The 22,527-nt window shown below is 62.9% G+C and carries 25 protein-coding genes; 13 read left to right on the top strand and 12 right to left on the bottom strand.

Annotated elements, in window-relative coordinates; translation table 11 throughout:
• Positions 1-11: 11 nt before the first annotated feature.
• Positions 12-893, top strand: a complete 882-nt coding sequence (locus AC0VX3_RS12145; RefSeq protein ID WP_475524921.1) for a 4-(cytidine 5'-diphospho)-2-C-methyl-D-erythritol kinase — start codon at positions 12-14, stop codon at positions 891-893.
• Positions 894-991: 98 nt separating this feature from the next.
• On the opposite strand, the gene AC0VX3_RS12140 is transcribed toward AC0VX3_RS12145, so the two are convergent.
• On the bottom strand, positions 992-2,008 hold the full coding sequence (locus AC0VX3_RS12140; protein ID WP_475524920.1) for a polyprenyl synthetase family protein: 1,017 nt from the start codon (positions 2,006-2,008) through the stop codon (positions 992-994).
• 174 nt (positions 2,009-2,182) lie between these two features.
• Between AC0VX3_RS12140 and AC0VX3_RS12135 the strand changes: the two genes are divergently transcribed.
• Positions 2,183-2,419 carry a putative signal transducing protein gene (locus AC0VX3_RS12135; protein WP_348148885.1) on the top strand — a complete coding sequence of 79 codons (237 nt, stop codon included), beginning with the start codon at positions 2,183-2,185 and terminating at the stop codon, positions 2,417-2,419.
• Between the two features lies 1 nt (position 2,420).
• Entirely contained in the window at positions 2,421-3,221 is an 801-nt protein-coding gene (locus tag AC0VX3_RS12130) for a tRNA1(Val) (adenine(37)-N6)-methyltransferase (RefSeq protein ID WP_475524919.1), read from the top strand.
• Between the two features lie 17 nt (positions 3,222-3,238).
• Here the strand turns inward: AC0VX3_RS12130 and AC0VX3_RS12125 are convergent, their stop codons facing one another.
• Together AC0VX3_RS12125 and AC0VX3_RS12120 are read right to left on the bottom strand one after the other, a co-directional pair.
• Positions 3,239-3,511: an usg protein gene (locus tag AC0VX3_RS12125; protein WP_342892349.1), complete on the bottom strand. Its 273-nt coding sequence runs from the start codon at positions 3,509-3,511 to the stop codon at positions 3,239-3,241.
• Positions 3,512-3,660: 149 nt separating this feature from the next.
• On the bottom strand, positions 3,661-3,990 hold the full coding sequence (locus AC0VX3_RS12120; protein ID WP_475524918.1) for a c-type cytochrome: 330 nt from the start codon (positions 3,988-3,990) through the stop codon (positions 3,661-3,663).
• 224 nt (positions 3,991-4,214) lie between these two features.
• Here AC0VX3_RS12120 and AC0VX3_RS12115 point away from each other — a divergent pair, with 224 nt between their 5' ends.
• Positions 4,215-5,153, top strand: a complete 939-nt coding sequence (locus AC0VX3_RS12115) for an AAA family ATPase (RefSeq protein ID WP_475524917.1) — start codon at positions 4,215-4,217, stop codon at positions 5,151-5,153.
• A 282-nt stretch (positions 5,154-5,435) separates the two neighbouring features.
• Positions 5,436-6,641, top strand: a complete 1,206-nt coding sequence (locus AC0VX3_RS12110) for a vWA domain-containing protein (protein WP_475524916.1) — start codon at positions 5,436-5,438, stop codon at positions 6,639-6,641.
• A gap of 15 nt (positions 6,642-6,656) precedes the next feature.
• On the opposite strand, the gene AC0VX3_RS12105 is transcribed toward AC0VX3_RS12110, so the two are convergent.
• The 3 genes from AC0VX3_RS12105 to AC0VX3_RS12095 all read right to left on the bottom strand — a co-directional run bounded on the left by AC0VX3_RS12105 (position 6,657) and on the right by AC0VX3_RS12095 (position 8,397).
• On the bottom strand, positions 6,657-6,962 hold the full coding sequence (locus tag AC0VX3_RS12105; protein WP_475524915.1) for a PepSY domain-containing protein: 306 nt from the start codon (positions 6,960-6,962) through the stop codon (positions 6,657-6,659).
• Positions 6,959-7,594, bottom strand: a complete 636-nt coding sequence (locus tag AC0VX3_RS12100; RefSeq protein WP_475524914.1) for a protein-methionine-sulfoxide reductase heme-binding subunit MsrQ — start codon at positions 7,592-7,594, stop codon at positions 6,959-6,961. Before AC0VX3_RS12100 ends, AC0VX3_RS12105 begins: the two co-directional genes overlap by 4 nt.
• Positions 7,595-7,875: 281 nt before the next feature.
• On the bottom strand, positions 7,876-8,397 hold the full coding sequence (locus AC0VX3_RS12095; protein ID WP_475524913.1) for a L,D-transpeptidase: 522 nt from the start codon (positions 8,395-8,397) through the stop codon (positions 7,876-7,878).
• A 282-nt stretch (positions 8,398-8,679) separates the two neighbouring features.
• Here AC0VX3_RS12095 and AC0VX3_RS12090 point away from each other — a divergent pair, with 282 nt between their 5' ends.
• Complete coding sequence (locus AC0VX3_RS12090) at positions 8,680-9,294, top strand: YceI family protein (protein WP_475524912.1); 615 nt, start codon at positions 8,680-8,682, stop codon at positions 9,292-9,294.
• Positions 9,295-9,398: 104 nt separating this feature from the next.
• Here the strand turns inward: AC0VX3_RS12090 and AC0VX3_RS12085 are convergent, their stop codons facing one another.
• Positions 9,399-10,502, bottom strand: coding sequence for a branched-chain amino acid ABC transporter substrate-binding protein (locus AC0VX3_RS12085; protein ID WP_475524911.1), 1,104 nt, complete (start codon positions 10,500-10,502; stop codon positions 9,399-9,401).
• 245 nt (positions 10,503-10,747) lie between these two features.
• Between AC0VX3_RS12085 and AC0VX3_RS12080 the strand changes: the two genes are divergently transcribed.
• Both AC0VX3_RS12080 and AC0VX3_RS12075 read left to right on the top strand, forming a co-directional pair.
• Entirely contained in the window at positions 10,748-11,275 is a 528-nt protein-coding gene (locus AC0VX3_RS12080) for a flavin reductase (protein ID WP_475524910.1), read from the top strand.
• A 55-nt stretch (positions 11,276-11,330) separates the two neighbouring features.
• Positions 11,331-12,335 carry a P1 family peptidase gene (locus tag AC0VX3_RS12075; protein ID WP_475524909.1) on the top strand — a complete coding sequence of 335 codons (1,005 nt, stop codon included), beginning with the start codon at positions 11,331-11,333 and terminating at the stop codon, positions 12,333-12,335.
• Between the two features lie 31 nt (positions 12,336-12,366).
• Here AC0VX3_RS12075 and AC0VX3_RS12070 read toward each other — a convergent pair whose 3' ends face one another.
• Positions 12,367-12,948, bottom strand: coding sequence for an NAD(P)H-dependent oxidoreductase (locus AC0VX3_RS12070; protein ID WP_475524908.1), 582 nt, complete (start codon positions 12,946-12,948; stop codon positions 12,367-12,369).
• 118 nt (positions 12,949-13,066) lie between these two features.
• On the opposite strand from AC0VX3_RS12070, the gene AC0VX3_RS12065 reads away from it, so the two are divergent.
• A complete protein-coding gene (locus AC0VX3_RS12065) occupies positions 13,067-13,684 on the top strand; it encodes a TetR/AcrR family transcriptional regulator (protein WP_475524907.1) in 618 nt (205 codons plus the stop codon).
• A gap of 18 nt (positions 13,685-13,702) precedes the next feature.
• Here the strand turns inward: AC0VX3_RS12065 and AC0VX3_RS12060 are convergent, their stop codons facing one another.
• Positions 13,703-14,176, bottom strand: a complete 474-nt coding sequence (locus tag AC0VX3_RS12060; protein ID WP_475524906.1) for a YcgN family cysteine cluster protein — start codon at positions 14,174-14,176, stop codon at positions 13,703-13,705.
• Between the two features lie 221 nt (positions 14,177-14,397).
• Here AC0VX3_RS12060 and AC0VX3_RS12055 point away from each other — a divergent pair, with 221 nt between their 5' ends.
• The 3 genes from AC0VX3_RS12055 to AC0VX3_RS12045 are packed head-to-tail and all read left to right on the top strand — an operon-like array spanning position 14,398 to position 17,833.
• Positions 14,398-16,596 (top strand): transglycosylase domain-containing protein, encoded by a 2,199-nt coding sequence (locus AC0VX3_RS12055; RefSeq protein WP_475524905.1) that lies wholly within the window; start codon positions 14,398-14,400, stop codon positions 16,594-16,596.
• Positions 16,593-17,273: a DUF1214 domain-containing protein gene (locus tag AC0VX3_RS12050; protein WP_475524904.1), complete on the top strand. Its 681-nt coding sequence runs from the start codon at positions 16,593-16,595 to the stop codon at positions 17,271-17,273. Before AC0VX3_RS12055 ends, AC0VX3_RS12050 begins: the two co-directional genes overlap by 4 nt.
• Positions 17,270-17,833 (top strand): DUF1254 domain-containing protein, encoded by a 564-nt coding sequence (locus AC0VX3_RS12045; protein WP_475524903.1) that lies wholly within the window; start codon positions 17,270-17,272, stop codon positions 17,831-17,833. Before AC0VX3_RS12050 ends, AC0VX3_RS12045 begins: the two co-directional genes overlap by 4 nt.
• A gap of 72 nt (positions 17,834-17,905) precedes the next feature.
• Here the strand turns inward: AC0VX3_RS12045 and AC0VX3_RS12040 are convergent, their stop codons facing one another.
• The 3 genes from AC0VX3_RS12040 to AC0VX3_RS12030 form a co-directional block, all read right to left on the bottom strand.
• Positions 17,906-19,576 (bottom strand): tetratricopeptide repeat-containing sulfotransferase family protein, encoded by a 1,671-nt coding sequence (locus AC0VX3_RS12040; RefSeq protein ID WP_475524902.1) that lies wholly within the window; start codon positions 19,574-19,576, stop codon positions 17,906-17,908.
• Between the two features lie 411 nt (positions 19,577-19,987).
• Positions 19,988-20,905 carry a hypothetical protein gene (locus AC0VX3_RS12035; RefSeq protein WP_475524901.1) on the bottom strand — a complete coding sequence of 306 codons (918 nt, stop codon included), beginning with the start codon at positions 20,903-20,905 and terminating at the stop codon, positions 19,988-19,990.
• 69 nt (positions 20,906-20,974) lie between these two features.
• On the bottom strand, positions 20,975-21,184 hold the full coding sequence (locus tag AC0VX3_RS12030) for a hypothetical protein (RefSeq protein WP_475524900.1): 210 nt from the start codon (positions 21,182-21,184) through the stop codon (positions 20,975-20,977).
• A 193-nt stretch (positions 21,185-21,377) separates the two neighbouring features.
• On the opposite strand from AC0VX3_RS12030, the gene AC0VX3_RS12025 reads away from it, so the two are divergent.
• Positions 21,378-22,514 carry a DUF2336 domain-containing protein gene (locus tag AC0VX3_RS12025; RefSeq protein ID WP_475524899.1) on the top strand — a complete coding sequence of 379 codons (1,137 nt, stop codon included), beginning with the start codon at positions 21,378-21,380 and terminating at the stop codon, positions 22,512-22,514.
• The last annotated feature ends 13 nt before the right edge of the window (positions 22,515-22,527 follow it).

Raw genomic sequence — 22,527 nt, 5'->3', positions numbered from 1 at the left:
GGAACACCGCCATGTCCGTTGCCTCAACCGCAAGACCCCGGGTGGAACTCGCCCGGGCCAAGGTCAACCTGACCCTTCATGTGACGGGAAGACGCTCCGACGGCTACCACCTTCTGGATTCGCTGGTGGTTTTTCCCCAGATCGGCGACCGGATCAGCCTGCAGGAAGCAAGCGGTCTGGACTTGCGGATCGAAGGACCGTTCGCCCGCGATCTTCACGCGCCGGCCGGCGACAACCTGGTTCTGAAGGCGATCACAAGTTTCTCGGCCAGCGCCCGCATTCCCCTGCCCGGCCTGCTCGTCACCCTGACCAAGCGTCTCCCGGTCGCCTCCGGTGTCGGCGGCGGCTCCAGCGACGCGGCGACCACCCTGAGGCTGCTCGAGGATTTCACCGGCACCTATCTGTCCGAGGAAGAGCTTCATGCCCTCGCCCTGTCTCTCGGCGCCGATGTCCCGGTCTGTCTCGTTCCCGAGCCACAGGTGATGCGCGGCATCGGCGAATTGATTTCGTCCGGTCCGGAGCTTCCCGCCTGCGGCATCGTGCTGGTCAATCCGAAGGTGAGCGTATCGACCCCCAACGTCTTCGAGGCCCTGACCAGCCGTGACAATGCCCCCATGCCGCTGCTGCCGGAGGGGTTCGACACACTCGGGCAACTTGCCGCCTACCTGGAAAGTTGCCGCAACGATCTCCAGGCTCCCGCCGTCGGCCTCGAGCCGCAAATCGGCACCGTGCTGTCCGCACTTCAAGAGGATCGCCGGGTGGAATTCGCCCGCATGTCGGGCTCCGGCGCCACCTGTTTCGGACTGTGCGAACTTGCCCATGCCATGGAGATCGAGCGGAGCCTGCGCGAAGCGCATCCCCAGTGGTGGATCGCCTCGGGCCCGCTCGCCTGACAAGCCGGCCGGCACCTGTTCCCTTCCAGCAACCGGACACGGATCATCCCCGTAGCTCTAAAGGCTATTCTGTATTCTTTATCAGAAACTTACAAAATTCAGCTCACACGTGAGATGCAGAACGCCACCGCGTCGGCAAGCGCATCATTGTGCGGCCCTGACGGCAGGGTTTCCAATGCGCCAAGCGCGTTGTTGCCGTATGTCTTTGCCCGTTCGACCGTCTCGGAAAGCGCATCGTATTTCTTGAGCAGTTCAATGGCCTGCTCCAGGTCGCCGTCCTCGACATTCTCGCCTTCCAGGCACCGTTTCCAGAAGGACCGGTCCGCATCCGAGCCGCGCGCGACCGCGAGCACCACCGGCAGTGTGATCTTGCCTTCCCGGAAATCGTCGCCGATGTCCTTGCCCAGATCAGCGGAGGAGCCGCCATAGTCAAGCGCGTCGTCGACGAGCTGGAATGCGTAGCCGAGTTCCATGCCGTAACCGCGGGCTGCCTGCTTCATTTTCTCCGGCTGTCCGGCGATCACCGGACCGACTTCCGCGGCTGCCGCGAACAGCGCGGCGGTCTTGGCCTCGATGACGCGCAGATAATCCGATTCCGTGGTGGTGATGTTCTTGGCGGCGCCGAGCTGCAGCACCTCGCCTTCCGCGATCACCGCGGAGGCCGACGCCAGGATGCGCAGCGCTTCCAGAGAGCCGACATCGACCATCATCTTGAAGGCCTGGCCAAGCAGATAGTCGCCGACGAGAACACTGGCCTGATTGCCCCAGAGCTTGCGGGCCGCCAGCTTGCCGCGGCGCATGTCGCTTTCGTCGACGACGTTGTCATGCAGCAGCGTGGCCGTATGCATGAATTCGACGCTGGCCGCCAGCGTGACATGACCCTTGCCGTCATAGCCGAACATGTCGGAACAGGCGAGCGTCAGCATCGGCCGCAGCCGCTTGCCGCCCGAGGAAATCAGATGTTTGGCGATTTCCGGGATCAGATCGACATTGGAACCGGCTTTCGACAGAATCAGCTCGTTGACATCTCCCATGCCTGCGGACACAAGTTCCACGAGCGACTGTATGCTCGGACGGCGCGGTTGACTGTCGGAATAGGTTGCAACAACGGCCACTTATGGCACTCCCTGAATATTTGTGCGGACAATATGGTGGGAACGGCTCCGGGGCAAGCCGCCAATCCGTTGACAAACCGTTGAATAGCCGCGATCTGCTGGGTTTGTTGCAATCTTGTTGCGGATGGATCGACGATGCGTCTGCGCGGCCACGCTGCTAACGCGGGGAAACCAATGGAAGAACTTGTCAGAACTAACGATCCCGTCCTGATCTCGTTTCTGGAATCGATCCTGGAAGAGGCCGGTATCAAGCATTTTGTCGCAGACGGCAACATGAGCATACTGGAAGGTTCGCTGGCCATGATCCCCCGGCGCGTCCTGGTCGACAGCGACCAGATCCGGCAGGCGCGCATGCTGCTTCGAGACGCGGGCCTGGAGCATGAGCTCCGGCCGGAAAACGGACAGACCTGAGATGTCCGCGCAGCAGGACATGACCGGAGACGATACGACCCGCGACGCGTTTCTGGGCGGCAGGATCTATGTGCACCAGCCCCGGACCGGCCGGCACCGGGCCGGTCTCGACGCGGTCTTTCTGGCCGCCGCCTTGCCGGAAACGACCCGGGGACATGTGGTCGACCTGGGCGCCGGGGTCGGGACGGCCGGGTTCTGCGCCGCCATGCGGCTCAAGGACATACGTGTCACGCTGGTTGACGTTGACACCACCGTGCTGGATCTGGCCCGGCACGGCCTTCAGGATCCGGTGAACGCGGCTTTCGCCAACAGGATCTCGCTGCTGGAAGCAGACATCACCGCCAAGGGCAGCCTGCGCCACACCGCCGGGCTGACACCGTCCATGGCAGACCATGTCATCATGAACCCGCCCTATTACGAGGCGGACCGGTTCCGCGCCTCTCCCAAATCGGCACGGGCGGGCGCGCACATGCTCGACGACCGGGGGCTGGAGCCCTGGGCGAAAACCGCCACCGACATTGTCCGGGAGAGCGGCAGCCTCACCGTCATCTTTCGCGCCGACGGATTGCAGGAGCTGTTGAACGTGCTCCAGGGCCGCTTCGGCGCGATCGATCTCATTCCCCTTCATCCGCGCCCGAACATGGCGGCCACACGGATCCTCGTGCGCGCCATCCGCGCCAGCAAGGCGCCCCTGCGGCTGCTGCCCGGCTTTGTGCTGCACGAGGAGACCGGGTCGGATTTCACTCTCCGGTCCCGCACCGTCATGCGTGATGGCGCGGGTCTCTGCCTGCCGCCCCGCTGAGCGGACCGCCAACCGGTTCAATGCAGGACGATTTCACCGTCCGCGTAGCGGAAGTCGACCGGTTCGATCAGATTCTGATGGGCGACACGCACCGAGTGGATGCGGCCTTCGATTTCCTTTTCCCAGAAATCGAGAAACCGCGTCAGTTCCGGAAACCCGGGTGCCATGTCTTCCGTCTGCAACAGAAAACTCTGCAGAAACCTCGGATGGTCGGGCAATCTGTAGACGATCTCGGCGGTGAGCAGTCCGTAGCCGAGAAGCCGCTTTTCAAAGTCAGAGCTGGTTTTCATGCCAATCCTTTCCGTCTTGCAGGAAAAGAGTGTCACGAAAATCCGGCGATCCAAACCCGGGAAACAAGATTTTCCGTTTATACGCAGCACTTTAGCAGCAGCTTCTTGCGGCTGCTACTAATTCGCCGGTGCTGGACGGCGCGCCGGCATCAGTTGGTCTGGATGGTGCTCAGATAGCCCAGAAAGGCATCGATGTCATCCGGCTCGAACGCAAATTCGGGCATGCCGTCATGGCCGGTGACGATGCCTTCCGCCAGCGGCTCTTCCAGACTGTCCAGGGGATACATCTTCGACAGATCCCGGAAGGCGGGCGCACCCGCCTGCGCACTGACGTTGCCGGCGGCGACCGCATGGCAGGCCGCACAATGGATCTCCGCCAGCTCTCTGCCGCTGGCAAGGCTCACGGGATCGCTCGGGTAGACGCTGTCGGCGGCCAAGGCAGCCGACCCCATGATGATCAGGACCGCAGCCGCGCTCATTACAAGTTTGCCAGGCAATTCTGTCTCTCCCTCGAATCACGTGCCCCTTTATAGGAGGTTCGCGCAGCGATGCCCATTAGGAGGATCACGTGGTCCCTGACGGATTGAACGCCGCCGCCGCCGCCCGGCGACGGCGGACCGCTCGACCGAAGTGCTTATATTGCTGCACTATGATGGTGAACTGCTCTATAAAACCGGAACACGCCTTGCCCGCTGGAGGAAACATGACCGCGCTGCCCCTGCCCGCTTCTATTGACGACACACTCGCATTGATGGACCAGGCGGGTTACGTGGCCGACCGGTCGCTGGCAACCGTGCTGCATCTTGCGCTGAAGCTGAAACGGCCCCTGTTTCTGGAGGGCGAGGCCGGCGTCGGCAAGACCGAAATCGCCAAGGTGCTGTCGGCATCGCTGGGGCGCGATCTGATCCGCCTGCAATGCTACGAGGGCCTCGACCTTGCCTCCGCGGTCTATGAATGGAACTACCCCGCCCAGATGGTCGAGATCCGGGTCGCGGAAGCGTCCGGAGACATGGACCATTCGGAACTGTCCAAATCGATCTTCGACGAACGGTTTCTGATCAAGCGCCCGGTGCTGCAGGCGCTGCAACCCTCGCTGTCCGGCCCGCCGGTGTTCCTGATCGACGAACTGGACCGGGCCGACGAAGCGTTCGAGGCGTTTCTGCTGGAAGTGCTCGCGGACAACCAGGTGTCCATTCCCGAACTCGGCACGGTCAAGGCCGACGAACCGCCGATCGTCATCATCACCACCAACCGGACCCGGGAAATCCACGATGCGCTGAAGCGCCGCTGCCTCTATCACTGGGTCGACTATCCGGACGCCGAACGGGAACTCGAGATTGTCCGCCGCAAGGTTCCCGGCGCGGCTGCGCGGCTGGCCGCCGAAGTCGTCGCCTTTGTCCAGAAACTGCGCGCGGACGAGGACCTCTTCAAACAGCCCGGTGTCGCCGAAACGCTGGACTGGGCGACGGCCCTTTCCGAGCTCAACGAAATGGCCCTCGATCCGGACATGGCCTCCGATACCCTCGGCGTCCTGCTCAAGTACCAGGACGACATCGAACGGGTGCGCGGCTCGAAAGTCCGCCAGATGATCGACGACATCCGCAAGGACGCCCCGAACCCGCAGTCCATGCCGGCGGTGTGAGTAAAGGCATGGTTTTCGTTGAAGCTCCAGAGCTTGCCGCCACAGCAATGCGTTCGCTTTTGAGGAAAAAGCACCGATGCCACTGGTGCCGCCCCGGGCGAGCAGCGCGAGACCCGGGGCCCACTCGGTTCCAGAGACCCGAGTGGGATGGGGATCTTCATGCGAGACAATTTCCCACTTCGACAACCGGCAAGGCAAATGCGCCCCGGCTCTGCACCACGCTTGTCCGGGGTGACCTTGTAGCAAGGCGCGACAAGAGCCTCGGCGTCCATGGAGAACAATATGTCCTCTCCTGAACTGCGCTCGCGCATCACCGACAACATCGTCTTTTTCGCGCGGACCCTGCGCAAGGCCGGCATGCCCGTCGGCCCGGCCTCGGTCGTCGACGCGGTCGCCGCGGTCGAGGTGTCGGGCATCGAGAGCCGGGAAGACCTCTACTGGACACTGCACGCGGTGTTCATACGCAAGCGGGAACACCGTGTCCTGTTCGACGAGGCCTTCCGGATCTACTGGCAGAGTCGCGGGTTGATCGAAAAGCTTCTGGCGGTTCTGTCTCCCGTCGCGCCCCCGCGCGGAGCGCCTGAAAAGCCCAGAGCCGGCCAGACCCGGGTCTCGCAGGCGTTCGAGGCGGCGAAGGAGCGGGTCGCCGAGGAAACGGTCCCCCAGATCGAGATCGATGCCAAATTCACGGTCTCCGGCAGGGAGCTTCTGCAATCCAAGGATTTCGCCCAGATGACGGCGGCTGAAATCGAGGAGGCCAGGCGGGCCCTGCGCGCGATGGCATTGCCGATGGACCGGATCCGGCTGCGGCGCCCGGCGGCCGCGGCCCGGGGACGGGTGGACCCGCGCCGGACCTTGCGCGCTTCCCTGCGGACCGGCGGCGGCATGATCGATTTGAAATTCCGCAAACCGGCCGAAAAACGGCCGCCGCTGGTGGTACTTTGTGACATTTCCGGCTCCATGAGCCAGTATTCCCGCCTGCTGCTGCATTTTCTGCATGCCGCGACAGCGGAACGGCGCGACGTGCACACGTTCCTGTTCGGCACGCGCCTCACCAATGTCACGAGGCAACTCAGGATGAAGGACCCGGACGAAGCGCTTGAAGCCTGTTCGGACGGTGTCGAGGACTGGTCCGGCGGGACGCGCATCGCCTCGGCCTTGCGCGATTTCAATCTGCACTGGTCGCGCCGGGTGCTGTCCGGCAAGCCGACAGTGCTTTTGATCACGGACGGCCTGGAACGGGACACGGACGAGGATCTGGACCGGGAGATCGACCGGCTCCACCGCTCCTGCAGGCGCCTGGTCTGGCTCAATCCCCTGCTCCGCTTCGACGGTTTCGAGGCAAAGGCCAAGGGCATCCGCGCCATACTGCCCCATGTGGATGAATTCCGCGCCGCGCATTCGCTTGACGCGGTCAAGGACCTGGTCGCCGCCCTGTCGTCGTCGGGCGCTCCCGATCCGGCCACCGACCCGCGGCGCTGGCTGTAACGGTCCTGCCCGGCGTCAGTCTTGCTTGCGGTAAAGGATCGTGCCGCGCTGGTTGATCAGCAGCACTTCGCCGGAAACGGGGTGCACATAGACCTCGACCCTGAGACCGTCCGGAGAGGTTCCATAGACCTCCCAGCAACCGCCGTCCTCTTTCATGCGGCGTATTTGCCAGCCGTCCTCCGTCAGCTTTTCACTGACTTGCACCTCACTGAGCCAAGCGGCCTTTTCAGTCGGTTCGCATTGATAGACACCGGTCGCGTAGGCCGGACAGGTGAAGATGCAGGACAGCATGGAAACCGCCGTGTGCAACGTAAGGTTCATGTGAATTCCCTCTCCTGGGGCGTGTTGGAATGTCCGGCCCGTGCCCCCTTGCCGTAAATCCGGTGGAGGCGATAGGCCTCCAGCCCGGCCAGTGGCAGGAAGTGGACCAGCGCCGGTCCGAAATTGTTGTGCACGAACATCCAGTGGAGCAGCGTCGCCACGGCAGCGGCATAAACCGTACGCTGAAGCGGTTTCCAGCTTCGGCCCAGCAGACGGACGGACGCATCGTTTGAGGTTACCGCCAGCGGGACGAACACCACGAATGCCAGCCATCCGGTCCAGATGCCGAGGCTCCGGAAGTCACCCAGAACAGACCGCAGAGTGCCCATGTCGACCAGATAAAGTGCAGTGTGCAGAGCCGCGTAGCCGAAGGCGGCGACCCCGAACGCACGCCGGCGCCGCCCCATCCAATGCCAGAACCGGGACTTGGGAAAGATCAACCTGAGCGGTGAAATGACCATGGCGATGATCATGAAACGCGCGGCGAATTCACCCGTCGGATGCAGAAGGAACTCGCTCGCGGAGCGGCCGTCCCCGGACACGGTGCCGCCGGCAAGCGCGGCAATCATCGGAAGGGACGGAACAGCAAGCAGGGCCCAGAGAAAATAGCGCGATTGGAGGATGCTTTTCATGAAATCACCAGCCGGAAGGAAAGCGACCGGTCTGAACCGGCGCGTCGGTCTCTTCACAAGCTAGAAGAAAGGTGTCGCGAATCTATGGCCGGAAACCGGTGAATGTGTCGCAATGTGTAACCGTGCGACATGCGCGGAAGCAAAACCCCGCCGGCACCGTGTTGGGGCACTGGATACCGACAGGGCTTTGCGACGGGCCGCAACCGGCCCGCCCCGAAATATATATTCAACAAAGCGAAACAACATGCGGCACGCTGTCCCTGCGCCGGCCTGGCCCTGGATCAGGGCAACGCCACCACCGGGCTGCGCACGCCGACCCGCTGGAACAGGTCCTGAATGTCGTGGTTGGCCATGCGGATGCAGCCGTAGGACACCGCGCGCCCGATGGAGCCCGGCCGGTTGGTTCCGTGAATGGCATAGTTTCCGTTGGAAAGCGTCATGGCGGCGACGCCCATCGGGTTGTTCGGCGCTCCGCCCCGGATCAGGGTGGGAAGATGCGGGTGGTCCCGGCGCACTTCCAGTGACGGCGCCCAGTCAGGCCTGATGTATTTCGCGGTAATATGCGCCCGCCCCGTCCAGGATTTCGTGCGTTTTCCGACGGCCACCTTGTAGCGGATCGCCCGGTTGCCGCGCAAAACCAGGTAAAGCCGCTTTTCGGAATTCCTGATGACGATCGTCCCCGGACGGAACCGGGTGTCGGAAAAGCCGACAAGCTCGGCCGCTGCTGCGGGCGCGCCGGCCGCAAGGCCGCAGAGCAGCGCAAACGCCGGCAGAGTTTGGTGCAACAAGGTGAAAAGACGCATTACGATCCCCGTGGTCACTGCCGCAGACTACCCTGCCGGGCGCCTTGACAGAACGGGGGGACGCCAGTTTCTTACCGGAAGGTTAACGGGCAAAGTCACATCGAATGGATCGGCGGACGTCGCGGAAAGCCGGACTGTGTCGCCTGTCACTATGCCAGCGGCGATCAACGGGGATACTGGATCACGACCCCGCCGGCTCCAGACACAGGAGCCTGACAGCGGAAACCCGCAGTCAACAGCCGCATCAGATTGCTTAGGCAATCCCGTTCAAGGATCTTTGAAATGCCCGTTATCACGTTTCTCCCGGAAGGCACACGTAATCGCTTCTGGACGTCGTTTGCCGCTCTTGCCGGCCTTCTTGGCGTCATCGCGGCCCCGCTACCCGCCGCGGCCGGACCGCTTTCGGGCACCTATACGCTGTCTCCGGCCAACATCGACGCGGATTTCTCGGTCAAGGTGCTCGGCCGGGGTCCCGTTACCGGCGAATTCAAATCCGTCTCCGGCAGCCTGGTCCTGAACCGGAAGCAGCCGGAAAAGAGCCGGGTCAGCGTAAAGGTCGACCTCTCGAGCGTTTCCACCCGGAACGACACGGTCACCGGCTTCCTGAAGAGCTCGGCCATGTTTGATGTCGCCAATCATCCGGTCGCGACCTTTCAGAGCACCCGGGTCCGCATCACCGGTGACTACACTGCCGAAGTCGACGGCGTGCTGAGCCTGCGCGGTCAGACGAAACGCACCAGTCTGACGGTGAAGATCACTGGCGCCAAGGCCAAGGGCCAGGTCGGGTTCGAAGTCACGGGCGGCTTTTTCAGAAGCTTCTACGGCATGGCGGCCGGTCTTCCGATCTATGCCGACAAGGTCAACCTGGTGATCAGGGGAACGGGACGCCGGACCTGAATATCACCGGAACTCGGCGAAAATCACCCGAACGGAACACCCGCGCACCGCTCCGACCGCGGGTTTTCCGTTTTTGAACGGCACGCCTGTTCCAGTGAGTTCACTCATCTGCGCGCCGGTGCACCGTCCCGCCATTCGTACCAGACATAGGCCGGCACGCCCGCATCGCCCTCGTCGTCAAAGGCAACGGTTCCCAGGACGGTCTCGAACGATCCTGCCCCAAGGGCGTCGACAACGTCCTGAAAGCCGGTGGTCTGTGCCTGCCGGGCGGCCTTTGCCCAGATCTGAACAGCAGCGTAAGTCGTCAAGGCATACCGATCGGCGAGCAATCCGGCCTTTTCCATCGCGGTGACGACCTTGCCAGCCGCTGCCATCCGGCGCGGGACCTCCGGATAGGTCAGCAGCGTGCCGTTCCCCGCCGGCCCGGTCACCGACCAGTATTCATCCGTCATCAACGCGTCGCCGGCGATCAGGATCGCATCAAGCCCCTGGCGCACCATTTCCAGCTTGATCAGTCCGGCTTCCGGGTGGTAGCCGCCCAGATAAACGACATCGATATTCTGAAGGACGAGATCGGAAACGAGCTCCCGATAGGCGTCCTCCCCGGCGTCATATCCGATTGACAGGCTCTCGCGTTTGCCCAGACCGTTCATCACTGTCTTGACCGCGTCGACAAGGCCCTTTCCATAGGCCGTCTTGTCATGGAGAAAGGCGATGCGCGCGTCGGCATGGTCCCGCGCCAGAAAGGCACCGGCGACGTCCGCCTGCTGGTCATCCCTTGGCGCCAGGCGGAAAACACCCGCGCCGGGACGGTCCTGCGTGAATTTCGGCAAGGTGGTGGCGGGAGACATCTGGATGATACCCGCCTGCGCATACACCTCGCTCGCCGAAATCGAGGGACCGAAGCAGAAATGACCGGCGACAAAAACCACTTCCTTGCCGATCAGCTGGTTGGCGACGGCAACCGCCTTGTCGGCGTCGCAGCCGTCGTCGACCGTCTCCAGAACCACCGTTTCGCCGTTCACCCCGCCGGCGGCATTGATATCGGCCACCGCGCTGGCGGCCCCGCCGGTCATTTGCGCGCCGAAGGCAGCGAACTGCCCCGTCATGGGTCCGGCGACGGCAATGCGGATTTCGGCAAGGACCGGCGCCGGAACCAGGCTGATGGCGAAAAGGACCAGGCCGGCCGCAACGTTCTGAAAGATCATCCGTGTCTCCGGCGCTCGATTGACGCCTGAATGTGGAATTTTATGTGTCCGCACCCTAGCGCGAGCCGAAACCGAGCTCAATCGGAGCAATCACAAAATACTGGCCGGATCCACGTTCGGATGCCATATCCCGGAGGGCGGCCCTTTGAACTCGCATCTAGGCAGTGCCCGCCGGCGCGCATAAACTCCGGACGCATCCGGTCGCACACGTGATTCTCGTATCGTCCGCCCAAGGAGCAGGCACCATGGCCCTTTCCCCGCCAGACCCCAACGACCAGGACAGGCTGACCCTGGATACAAGGGGATTCCGCGAGGCCATGAGCCGCATCGCCGCAGCCGTTCACGTGGTGACCACGGACGGACCCGGCGGGCGTCTGGGCGCCACGGTTTCCGCGGCCTGTTCCGTCAGCGACAATCCCCCGAGCATTCTCATCTGCCTCAACCGGGACACCCGGATCCACCATGCGGTTCTGAAAAACCGCTGTTTCTGCCTCAACACCTTGAGCGACGATCACGAGGAAATCTCGGACGTCTTCGCCGGGCGCAACAGTCTCGACATGCCGGAAAGATTCGCGAAAGGGGCGTGGACCAACCTTGCCACCGGATGTCCCGCGCTCGACAGTGCCCGCCTCAGTGTCGATTGCGAGGTGTATTCGGTCACCGAGATGGGAACCCATTCGATCATTGTCGGCACCGTCGCGGACCTGCGCATGACCGATCCCGGCAAATCCCTTCTATATGTTCGGCGCGGCTATAAAAGCCTCGACACGTGAGCGTGTCCCGATCAGACTTGAAAGAAGCATCGCAGCACTGATGGAACCCGCACCCATGACCGGCAAACGCAATCTGATCACCGATGTTCCCGGCCTGAAAATCGGCAATGCCTCCGATCAGGACCTCAAATCGGGAGCGACCGTGCTGGTTCCCGATGAGCCCGCGGTGACCTCGGTCGCCATCCATGGCGGCGCGCCGGGAACCCGCGAGATCGCCTTGCTGGAACCCGAGCAGACCGTTGAAAAAATCGATGCGGTGGTGCTGGCCGGCGGGTCCGCCTTCGGCCTGGATGCCGGCGCCGGCGTTCAGGGCCGTCTGGCGGAACTGGGTTACGGATTTCAGATCGGGCCGTTTCGCGTGCCGATCGTGCCGACGGCCATATTGTTCGATCTACTCAACGGCGGCGACAAGAGCTGGGGTCAGGCGGCTCCCTACCGCGATCTTGGACGCGCCGCTCTGGACGCGATCGGCCACGACTTCGCTCTCGGATCCGTGGGCGCCGGAACAGGCGCAACCACCGCGAACCTGAAGGGCGGCCTTGGGTCCGCATCCCAGGTTCTGGACAATGGCGTCACCGTCGGGGCGATCGTGGCGGTGAACGCCCTTGGTCGTGCGACCGTCGGTGACGGCGCCCATTTCTGGGCGGCGCCCTTCGAGATCGGCGAAGAATTCGGCGGTTTGGGCATGGCACACCCCCTGCCCGCTGACGCCATCACCGTTCGCACCAAGCTGGACGGCCTGAAGGCCGGCGCCAACACGACCATCGCAGCGGTGGCCACGGATGCGATCCTCACCAAGGGCGAAGCCAAACGTCTCGCCGTGATGGCCCATGACGGACTCGCCCGGGCCCTGTGGCCCGCGCACACGCCTCTGGACGGTGATCTTGTCTTCGCCTTGTCAACCGGACAACGCAGGCTGGAAAACGGTCTTGAGGACATGGTGCAACTGGGGGCGGCTGCGGCGTCCTGCCTGGCAAGGGCGATCGCAAGGGGCATCTACAATGCCTCCCCCGCCTCAGATGACCCCGTGCCGACCTGGCGGGACCGGTTCGGCCGCTGACGCGCCATCAGCCGGGCAATCCGCCTTCAAGTCATGAGGCCCGGCGGCCGAGACGCGCCGCGCGATCGAGCATCTTGTCGCGGGCCTTCTCGTCCGACCCGCGCAGCGGCGAAAACAGGTGATAGCCGACCGGCTTGAGACCGCAAAATCCGAGGATCTGTTTTTCGATCTGCTTGCGCACGCCCGCCCCGTAGATCCACCGGAAATACCACCCGGGCGTATCGCAGGTGACCAGAACCTCCGACGTCCGTCCCTTGAGCAGTTTTTCGGGCAAGGGCTTGCCCTGGACATATTTGAAGGCCGCGCCGGGAAGAAGAATCCGGTCGAACAGCCCCTTCAGCTTGGCCGGCAGGCCGCCCCACCACAGCGGATGCGCCACCACCAGATGTTCGCACCACTGGATTTCCTTCCAGACCGCTTCAAGGTCGGGCTCAAGCGGTTTGGCGTCCTTGAAACGCGACACGCCGAAATCGGGGTCGAAGGTCATCCGCGACAGCAGGCTGATGCGAACCTCGTGCCCCTTCTCGCGCGCCTGTTCGGCATATGTGTTCGCCAGAGCTCCGCAGAAGGAACCTTCGGCCGGGTGTCCGTCCAGGACGAGAATGCGTGTCATGTCTGATCCAGTCTTGTGCGAGGAAGTGCCGTAAAAAATTGACCACGGTCATTTTTTGACATCGACAGACGCATCGGTCAAGATATTTTTTGACCGCGGTCAATTTTTAAGAGGCTACATGACACGCAAACCGCAACAGCGCAGCATCGCCACACGCGCCCGAGTGCTGTCGGCCGCCCGGGACCTGAGCCACACCCACGGGCTGGAACTGATCACGGCGGACGCCGTCGCCAGGGAAGCCGGAGTTGCCAAAGGCACCGTATTTGCGCATTTCGGCGACATGGATGGCTTGCTGTCCTACATCCTGCTGGACCGGCTGAATGCCCTGCGCAGCACCGCCTCGGTAGAACCGGCGGAAATCGGGCAGATCGCCGACCCGGTCGGGCTGCTGATCCAGCGCATGATGGCGTTGATCGCGGTCATCACCGACAGCCCGACAATCCTGCGTCTGTTCATGGACAATATCGGGGTCACCAAGCCGAATTGCGCGGAAGCGTTCGTCGAGACACTCGACGCGCTCGATGGGGAACTGGCGGCGTTTCTGGAAATCTGGCAGCAGTCGGACACGCTTGAGCCGCCATTGCGCCGGGACAGGTCACCGGCCGAAATGGTCGACGGGCTGATTGCCTTCATGATCCACGGGGCAATTCTTCTCAAGAGCCATCAGCTCACGGACCGGACCGTGCTCAAAGCCCGCCTCCGCCGCCATGTGGAAGCATTTCTGCTGACGTCATGACGGCTTGGTGGCGCCTGTTCAGGCCGGGACTTCGGCCGGCCAGCTCACCACATGCCGCTCGTAGTCCTCAAGGGCCATGCCGTCTTCCGGGACCGTGCGTCCGCGAACGGAAATGCCGGCCTCGTGCACGGTTGCCGGATCGCCCGAGACCAGAGGATGCCACCAGTACAGATCCGCGCCCTCCCGGACCAGCCGATAGGCGCAGGTGGGTGGCAGCCAGGTGAGTGTCCGGACTTCTTCCGGCGTGAGCTGAATGCAGTCGGGCACGGTTTGCGCCCTGTTGGGATAGTCCCGGCAGCGGCAACTGGTGCCGTCCAGCAGCGTGCAGGCGACGTCGGTCCACACAATGGCGCCGCTGTCCCAGTCTTCCAGCTTGTTCAGGCAGCAGCGGGCACAACCGTCGCACAGGGATTCCCACTGCGCGCCGTTCATGTCCTCAAGCGTTGTTGTCTTCCAGAACGGAAGCCCGCCCGCGTTTTCGTCTGCGCTCATGGAACTGAAGGTGCCTTTCGGGTGCCGGATGATCCCGGCGCGTAGCATGCCGGGCCGCGCGCGGCAATGCAAACGCAGCTTATTGCGCCTGAAAACCGGACCTTCCGCTGGAAATGGTGGGTAAACCGCACCCCGGGCGCACCCTCGCACTCACAGGTTTTCCTCGCCGTCAAAACCGGCTAGTTTGCGTCCATCCAGTCTGATCCGGAGACACCGTTCGCGTGACGGACACACCGCAGTCAAAAGAAACCGGCCCGGCAGACGGGCAGCCGCCGAAGAGCAAGCGCCGAATCCGCCGCTTCTTCCTCGGTCTCGATGCCTTTGTCGACACCGCGCTGTGGAGAAGCGGATCAACCATCCGCCGGATCTTCGAAAGATATGACGCGTTTCTGCGCCGTTTCCGCGCCACGGGCGTGTGGCGCTTTCTCGCCGAGCTCTCCTCCGACGGTCTGACCTACGGTCTTGCCGGTTTCATCGTCGTGCTCGCCTTCGCCCAGCCCGCGTTCGAGGCCACCCGCTACGCCGACTGGAAGACCACCGACGATTTTGCGGTCACCTTTTTGGACCGGTTCGGCAAGGAAATCGGCCGCCGTGGCATCGTTCTCAACGACAGCGTGCCGCTCGAGGAAATCCCCGACTCGCTGATCAAGGCGACACTGGCCACGGAAGACCGCCGTTTCTTCAGCCATTTCGGCATCGATTTTGTCGGCACCTTCCGCGCCATGGTGGAAAACGCCCGGGCCGGCGGCGTTGTCCAGGGCGGCTCGACGCTCACCCAGCAGCTCGCCAAGAACCTGTTTCTGACCAACGAGCGCAGCCTCAGCCGCAAGGTCAAGGAGGCCTATCTCGCGCTCTGGCTGGAGGCCAATCTCACCAAGCAGGAAATCCTGAAACTTTATCTCGACCGCGCCTATATGGGCGGCGGCGTGTTCGGCGTCACCGCGGCCGCCGAATTCTATTTCAACAAGAACGTGCGCGAGCTGACGCTGGCCGAAAGCGCCATGCTGGCCGGGCTTTTCAAGGCGCCCGGAAAATATGCGCCGCACATCAACCTGCCTGCGGCGCGCGCGCGCGCCAACGAGGTTCTGACCAACATGGTCCAGGCCCGCCTTCTGACCGAGGGCCAGGTCATTGGCGCCCGCCGCAACCCGGCCCTCGCGGTCGACCGCTCCCAGGAACAGTTGCCGGAGTATTTCCTCGACTGGGCCCTGGACGAGGTCAAGAAGCTGGCGCGGCGCAATCCCGCGCTCGCCCGGGACCGCATCGTCACCGTGCGCACCACGCTGGATCCGGCGCTGCAGCGCCAGGCGGATCTGGCCGTTGAAACCGTACTGCGGGAAAACGGCAAGTTGCGCGATGCCGGCGCTGCCGCACTGGTGTCGATGATCCCCGATGGAGCGGTCGTCGCGATGGTCGGCGGCAGTTCCTACGGCGAAAGCCAGTTCAACAGGGCGGTCAACGCCCTCCGGCAGCCGGGTTCCTCCTTCAAGCCCTTCGTCTACATGACCGCCTTCATGAACGGCTATGAGCCGGACAGCATCGTGCCGGACCGGCCGGTCTGGATCGGAAACTGGTCGCCCAAGAACTACAACAGGAGCTATCGCGGCCCGGTCACCCTGAGGCTGGCGCTGACCAAATCGATCAACACCATTCCGGTCCGCCTGTCCCTGGATTTCGGCCGTGAAAAAATCATCGAAACCGCCTATGCCATGGGCCTCACCCATGAGCTGGAGAATTCGATCTCGCTGCCGATCGGCTCGTCGGAAGTCTCCGTCATCGACATGGCCTCCGCCTATTCCTCCCTGGCAAACGGCGGTTTCAAGGCGCCCGCCTACGCCATACTGGAGGTGACGAACAGCGACGGCGAAGTGCTCTACCGGCACGAGCAGGACGCGCCCCCGCCCCAGCGCGCCTTGCCGGAGGACAAGGTCCATCAGTTGAATGAAATACTGGTCAATGTGGTTGAGGCGGGCACCGCCCGCCGCGCGCGGATCGACGGTGTTGTCGCCGCCGGCAAGACCGGCACGACCAATGCCTACCGGGATGCCTGGTTTGTCGGCTATACCGGCAACTTCTCCACGGCCGTTTGGTTCGGCAACGACGATTTCACCTCGACCCGGCGCGTCACCGGAGGCAGCCTTCCCGCCATGACCTGGCAGAAATACATGGCCTTTGCCCACAGCGGCATCGAACTGGCCCGCATGCCGGGTGTGGAGGCGGACAGTCTGCCGCGCCTGGCGCGCGCCGCGCCGTCGCGGCAGGCCGACAAGCAGGTCGATGCCGTTCAGCCGCGTGTCCTGAAACGGCGTACCCAGGATCTCCTGCTCGAGATCGGACGGGACCTGCACCGGCTGCGCGCGCAAAAGAGCGCGCGCATCACGCCCTCTGGCGAACCGGAAAAGGCCGTGACGGTACAATGAGTGCGACTTTCCTGAAGCCGTTCTTCGGCAAGGACGACTGGTCGGACGGCCACCTGCCGCGCGCGATCCGCCCCCATCGCGGTCATCCCATGCGGACGCTGGCGACAGTCATCCTGGTGGTCCTGATCGCGGCGCTGCTGGGCATCAGTTCCGCCTATCTGATCATTGAGCGCGAAGAGCCGCTCAATGCCGCCACCATCGGCCCCTGGCATGCCTATCCCAAGGCGGGAACCTCGGAAGCCGATCCCTATTCGGTGGCCATCTACACACGCGGGGCCGTCATCCCGCTGGCCTCGGGCGAGGGTTTGGCCCTGACCGCGCGCGAGGACAGCGCCGGCCACCTGCTGGACCCGACCTGCATCTACCGGATTGCCGGCCAGACACCATCCGCGCGTCTGTGGACCCTGACCGCGCTTGACGGTCACGGCAATCTGGTGGAGACCCTGCCGGGCCGGGTGAACCTGGCGAGCCACACCCTGCTGCGAAACCAGGACGGAACATTTGAAATCACCGCCGCAAGGCGCGCGCATCCCGGCAACTGGCTGCCGCTTGCAGCCGCCGCGAACGCAAGCGACGGATTGCGTTTCGTGCTCAGGATCTACGATGCCCCGGTGACCACGGGCGCAGCCCTGGACGGTGTCAGCATGCCGGCAATCGAACGGCTGGGCTGCCCATGACGCTGTCCCCCCGTTTCAGCCTGACCGTTGGCGCGCTGGCGACACTCTGCCTTGCCGCGATCATCCATATTCTCGTGGTGCTCAGCATTCCGCGCAACGTCCAGCACAATGCCTACGACAAGGTCGCCGGCCACGGTCCCGACCGGCAGTTCAATCTGCTGCCGGATGTCCGTCCGGGCCAGGAGGTCCTGCCCGATCTCGATCCGGCCATGAAACACGCCGCATGCCGCTTTCAGCTCGACGAAGGTCCGGTCCTGTTCGACGCCAGAATTCCGGCGCCCTTCTGGTCCATCGGCCTGTTCAACACGGCCGGTGAAGCGGTCTACAGCCTCAACAACCGCACCGCCGGCGCGGAGCGCCTGTCCATGCTGGTGCTGACCACCGAGCAGCTTTCCATCCTGCGCGAGAACCCGCCGGAAAACCTGGAGGAGCTGATCGTCATCGAGACCGCCAAACCGATCAGCGGCTTTGCCCTGCTGCGCGCCTATGTCCCCAATCCGGCGAAGGCAGGCACGATCGACGGCGCATTGCAGGCGGCGCGCTGCGGCGGCATCGGCTGACCGTCGAAGCATGCACCCCGGTTTCAAGTGTCCGGGTTTCAAGTGTCCGGGTTTCATGTGTTTCGGACCGGGTTATTGGCCCTGCTGGAAAACCTGGTGCTGCCGGGCCACATCATTGTCTGGAAGATTGGGACGCTCCTCGTGACCGGCGAGCAGGCCTGCGGCGCCATCCGTCATTGTCGGCGCCAGCGGCCCAAGCGCCACGAACAGATCCTTCAACAGGTCCTTGTACCGTCTCCAGCGACCGATCGAGGACTGGAACATCGGCCTGCGGACCTGCAGGTTCGAGAAGGTCGTGACAGGACTGTCGCCCTGGTAGAACTGCAGGCAGTCATCTTCCCAGTCCATGCCGGTCTGTGCCAGCAGCGCCCTGCTTTCCCGTTCCTGGTTGTGCACGAGTTCCTCGTAGGAAAGCTGGTGCAGCTTCACGGGCAGGACCTTGGCCCAGTGCTCCATCAAATCCGTGTAGGTCTGGAAGTACCGGCCGAGCGTTTCCTGGGACAGGCAATAGTTGTGAGAGGGCGAAAGGGAGTGTGACAGGAGCGAAATGCAGGTGTCGGCCGGGCAGCGAACACAGTGGATGAAGGTGGCCTTGGGAAACAGCAGGCTCATCATCCAGAGCATTTCGAAGTTGTGCGGCATCTTGTCGGTCACCCGGTCCGTCCGCCGGTCGATCTGGTTGAGTTCAGCCAGGTAGCTCCGGGCAAACCGCTGATAGTCCTTTGGTCCGAGGTTTTTCAACCGCGTTTCCAAAGCTGCACTGGGCGCGCCCCTCAGGCCCAGATCCTGCTGCAACTGCCTGAAATAGGAGAGTTCCGCCCCGCTGGCGATCCGCGAGTGCCGGCAGATGATCTGTTCCGCAAGCGTGGTCCCGGAACGCGGCATGCCGAATATGAAGACCGGCCGCTCCGAACTGTCCTGAACCTCCTGGCGTTCCGCGAAGAATTTTTCGTTGAAGACCTCCTTCATGAAGGAGATCCGCTCCTCGTGTGCCTTCCGGTCGAAAGGCGGGTAGCGCAGTTGGCGGGCGGTCCGGAAGTGATGGACGGTTCTCTGGGTATCTCCCAGATCGTAATAGACCTTACCGGCGGCCCAGTGCAGGTTGGCCTGATCGGGAGCGGCGCGCGGAACGTCCTGCGACAGAAGGCCTTCGATGGTGTCCAGCTCGACCGGTCTTTCCTTGTAGGTCCGGGTGCCGGTAAGAAGATGCAGGGCCGTCGGCAGCTCCTTTCCTCCGTCAATCGCCTTTCGAAACCAGACGACGGCCGCCTCGATGTCACCGATGGTGATTTCCAGCTGCCCCAGACCGATCAACGCATAGCCATTCCCTGAATCGATCGCCAACGCTTTCTCGTAACTCTGCCGGGCGAGCACCGGTTGACGCCTCAACCGGTAGAGATCACCGAGGTGGGAATGAAAATCGGCCTGCCTGGGAGCCAGCGCGACAGCTTTTTTCAGGGAGTTCTGAGCCCCGGCGAGATCGCCCGCGTTCAGGAGCGCCAGTCCGAGCAGCTGATGGACCTGCGGCAGCTTGGAAGCCTTGCGTTCCGCGACGCGCAGCAATTCGATGGCGACCCCGAGATCGCCGTTCAGATAGGCCGCGATGCCGAGTGAGAAATTCGCCTGCGGGTTCCGAGGATCCTGCTGCAAAACCTTCTCGAACAATCCGAGTGCAACCTGGATGCGCCCAGCATGCTGATGAGCAAGGGCCTCTTTCACAATGAGATCGACGCTCGGGTTCATGGCTCACCCTCAAGTTACAAAAAAGCCGACATGTAAACTACACCGTCTAGTTCCTCGCCGGCTGAAGGGCAAGTCACATTCCAATGATCCATTGAGTATCACGGAAAAGTCAGCCGGCTTCCAGATAAGCAATTGTAATCAATTGTATCTTTGTTCTGCACAAAAATGCTGCACTGCAGGAAGCTGCCAAATGAGCGAATAATTATGTAATACAACCAAGAGTTTAGATCGCCTTGCCATCGCGCATCCAGCAAATCACTGACGTTGCGGGAGGTTCGTGCATCACCCGGCGTTGTCATCCAACGCCGCGGGCGGTCGGTTTGAATAGCAGGTTGTACCCGTCCCGGCATCCTGCCTGGAAATTAATCGTTCCCATATCACAGGTTTGGACAGTTTTTTTTCACGAAGACGCTACTTCTGCACCGGCGCGCGCTCGGTGCCCCAGCCCGTGAAGATCCTGGACCGCTTCGCTGGCCTGTTATCTCCGGAATGACTTTCCGCGCCGCAGCCGGCTTCGGCGATTCGGACCTGGCCCTCCAGTTCGCGGATGGCATTGTTGACTTTCCAGACCCGGTTACGGGTCGGCGTCTCGATTTCAAGGCCTTCCAGCGCCTTCTTGTAGGCGGTGATGCGGTAACGCAGGGCCTGACTGACCCATTTGGTCATCACCCGGTTTTCCCAGACCCGCGCCTTGGCGCCGTCATAGGTCTCTTCCGTCGTGACCGGCTTGTTCTTGAGGACGCGCAAACGTTCATCGTCGGCGGTCCTCACGCGCAGAGCCACCTCGCAGAACGGCATGACAAGTTCGGCATCACCATTGGCGTCGGCGGCGATTTTGTCATAGCGGGCATCCGACGACAGGAACCTGTCGGAGCGCAGATAGATGAGATAAAGATCCGGCGGCACCCGGCCTTCCACTTCCGGAAGCACACGCGTGCGCGACAGCTCCACGATGGTGCCCCCGATCCAGTCCTTGGTCCAGGGCGGGCGGATCAGCGTCCAGCCGCGGTTGCGCAGCAGTTTCTCGTCATTGGTATAGTTGAACTTGGAAACCGGATCGCCACGCAAGCGCGCGGCTTCGTTCCCGGCGACCGGCATCACCCTGTCGTGAATGACGGAAGGTCTGGCCCTGTCGAAATCTCCCGTGGGGCGGACGCAGGCGCACAGGCTGGCGCCGACCAGCAGCGCAGCAGCAAGCCGGACACCCCGTGGCGCGCCCTGTTCCCTGTCCCGAAAAAATGCGGCGGCGGAATGAACCGCGTTGCCTTTGCCCATAGGGCGTGTCTCCAGACCGCTGGTCAGATGCTCCGACACGTCTCGATCGATCACCGCGCGTGGGTCCCGGTCCCGTCCGGTTGTCCCTCGGGTGATCAGAAGCGGCTGGAGAGGCTTGGACCGTCAGTCCTTGTCGGAACCAGCAGGTCCGGCCGCTTTTCCGATGGTCGCGATTCGCGCGGCAAGATCAAGGTCATGACGCTCATAGCGCACACCTGGGAAGAGGATAACTTCACCAAAGCTGCCCGGCTCGGCCGCGTGGTGCCGGTCGGAGCGGTGTTTCAAGCGCGCGGCAGGCCGCTGTGCGGATGAAAAGTTCAACAAAGTGCCCATCGTCTCCTCCTTCGGTTCCGGTCTCCCCTAGCGGCGTATTACCGGCGGGAAACGGTCAAACGGGCGACGCATTACTTGCTGCTTGTTCATTAGGAAGCCGTCAGGGTTAACAGCATGCTAACGCTTTTAGGGCAATTTGAAGCAAGTCAGTCCCACCGGTGGTCCGGTCTTTTGTTTTGAGTAGTCGGGTCTCATGCGCCAATCCAAACGTTTCGATCATTTTGTGCCGAATTCACCTTCCACCGACACGAACATGCGCGGCAGTGGTCCGGATCGCGGCGTTCTTCTCGCGGCCACTGAACTCTTCACCCAGAGATCGCGCCACGACGTTGAAGAAAAACGGATTTTTCTTGAGCTCGCCTGCAATCTCCTGCCGTCCACTTCGCTGCAGGACCGGCGCAGGATTGCCACGCTGCTGGCCGGTCATCCTGAAATTCCGGAGGATCTCCTGGGTGCGCTTGCCGGAGACCCCGACGAGCTGACTGCCTATCCGGCACTTCGTTACAGTCCGGGGCTTTCTGTGGATCTCCTCCTGCGCACCGCGGTGGCCGGTCCCGATTCCCTCAGAAAGGCCATCGCCAACCGGCCTTCCCTGCGCGAATCGGTGATCGGAGCGTTGTGCGATCATGCCGGGGCCAACGTGATCGGCATTCTGCTCGACCGCAACAACGTCACTCTGACACCGGATCACCGGGCCAGGCTGGGCAGGCGCAGCGATATTGTTGCCACCCTCGGCCTGGAACTGGCCGGTCGCGATGCCCTCAATCCGGACGGTCTGATGGGACAATTCCTGCATTTGCCCAATCAGCTCAAGGCAAGGGCCATCGCCGCGGCGGAAATGACGTCCCTTGTGAAACAGGCCCAGGCGCCAGGTTCCGGCTCCCAGGTGCGCGCACGGCCCCCGCGCCGAAAGCTCTGTGACGGCTTGCACCGCGAGGCTCTCCGTCAGGACGCGACCCGTTTCGCGGATCTCCTGAGCCAGGGTCTCGGACTGCCCCTCGAGACATGCGAGCTGCTGTTGCGGCAAGACCAGGGAGACGGGCTGACGATCGCCCTGAAAGCCCTCGGCATGAGCGCGCGACAGGTGACGGCCGTGCTGATACGGCTCTGCCCCGGACTGTCGCTGGACCACTTGCGCGGTCTCCTGCGCCTGTACCGCACGCTCGGCATGGGCGCCGCCGAAGTGCTCGTGGATCAATGGATGTTGCAGGACCAGGGCACGCAGCCCCGGCACGAGACCCAGTTTCAGGACACCGGCAGGCGCGGCGGCATTGCCTCCGCGGCAAAGCTTCCCGAAAGCGTGCCCCTTGGAAAAACGGCCGGATCCTGATCCGTTGCCGCCC

This window comes from Roseibium sp. QJM3NY_11, assembly GCF_056173175.1.
Note: the sequence above shows the minus strand (reverse complement) of the source record. Positions and strands in the feature narration are given on the sequence as shown.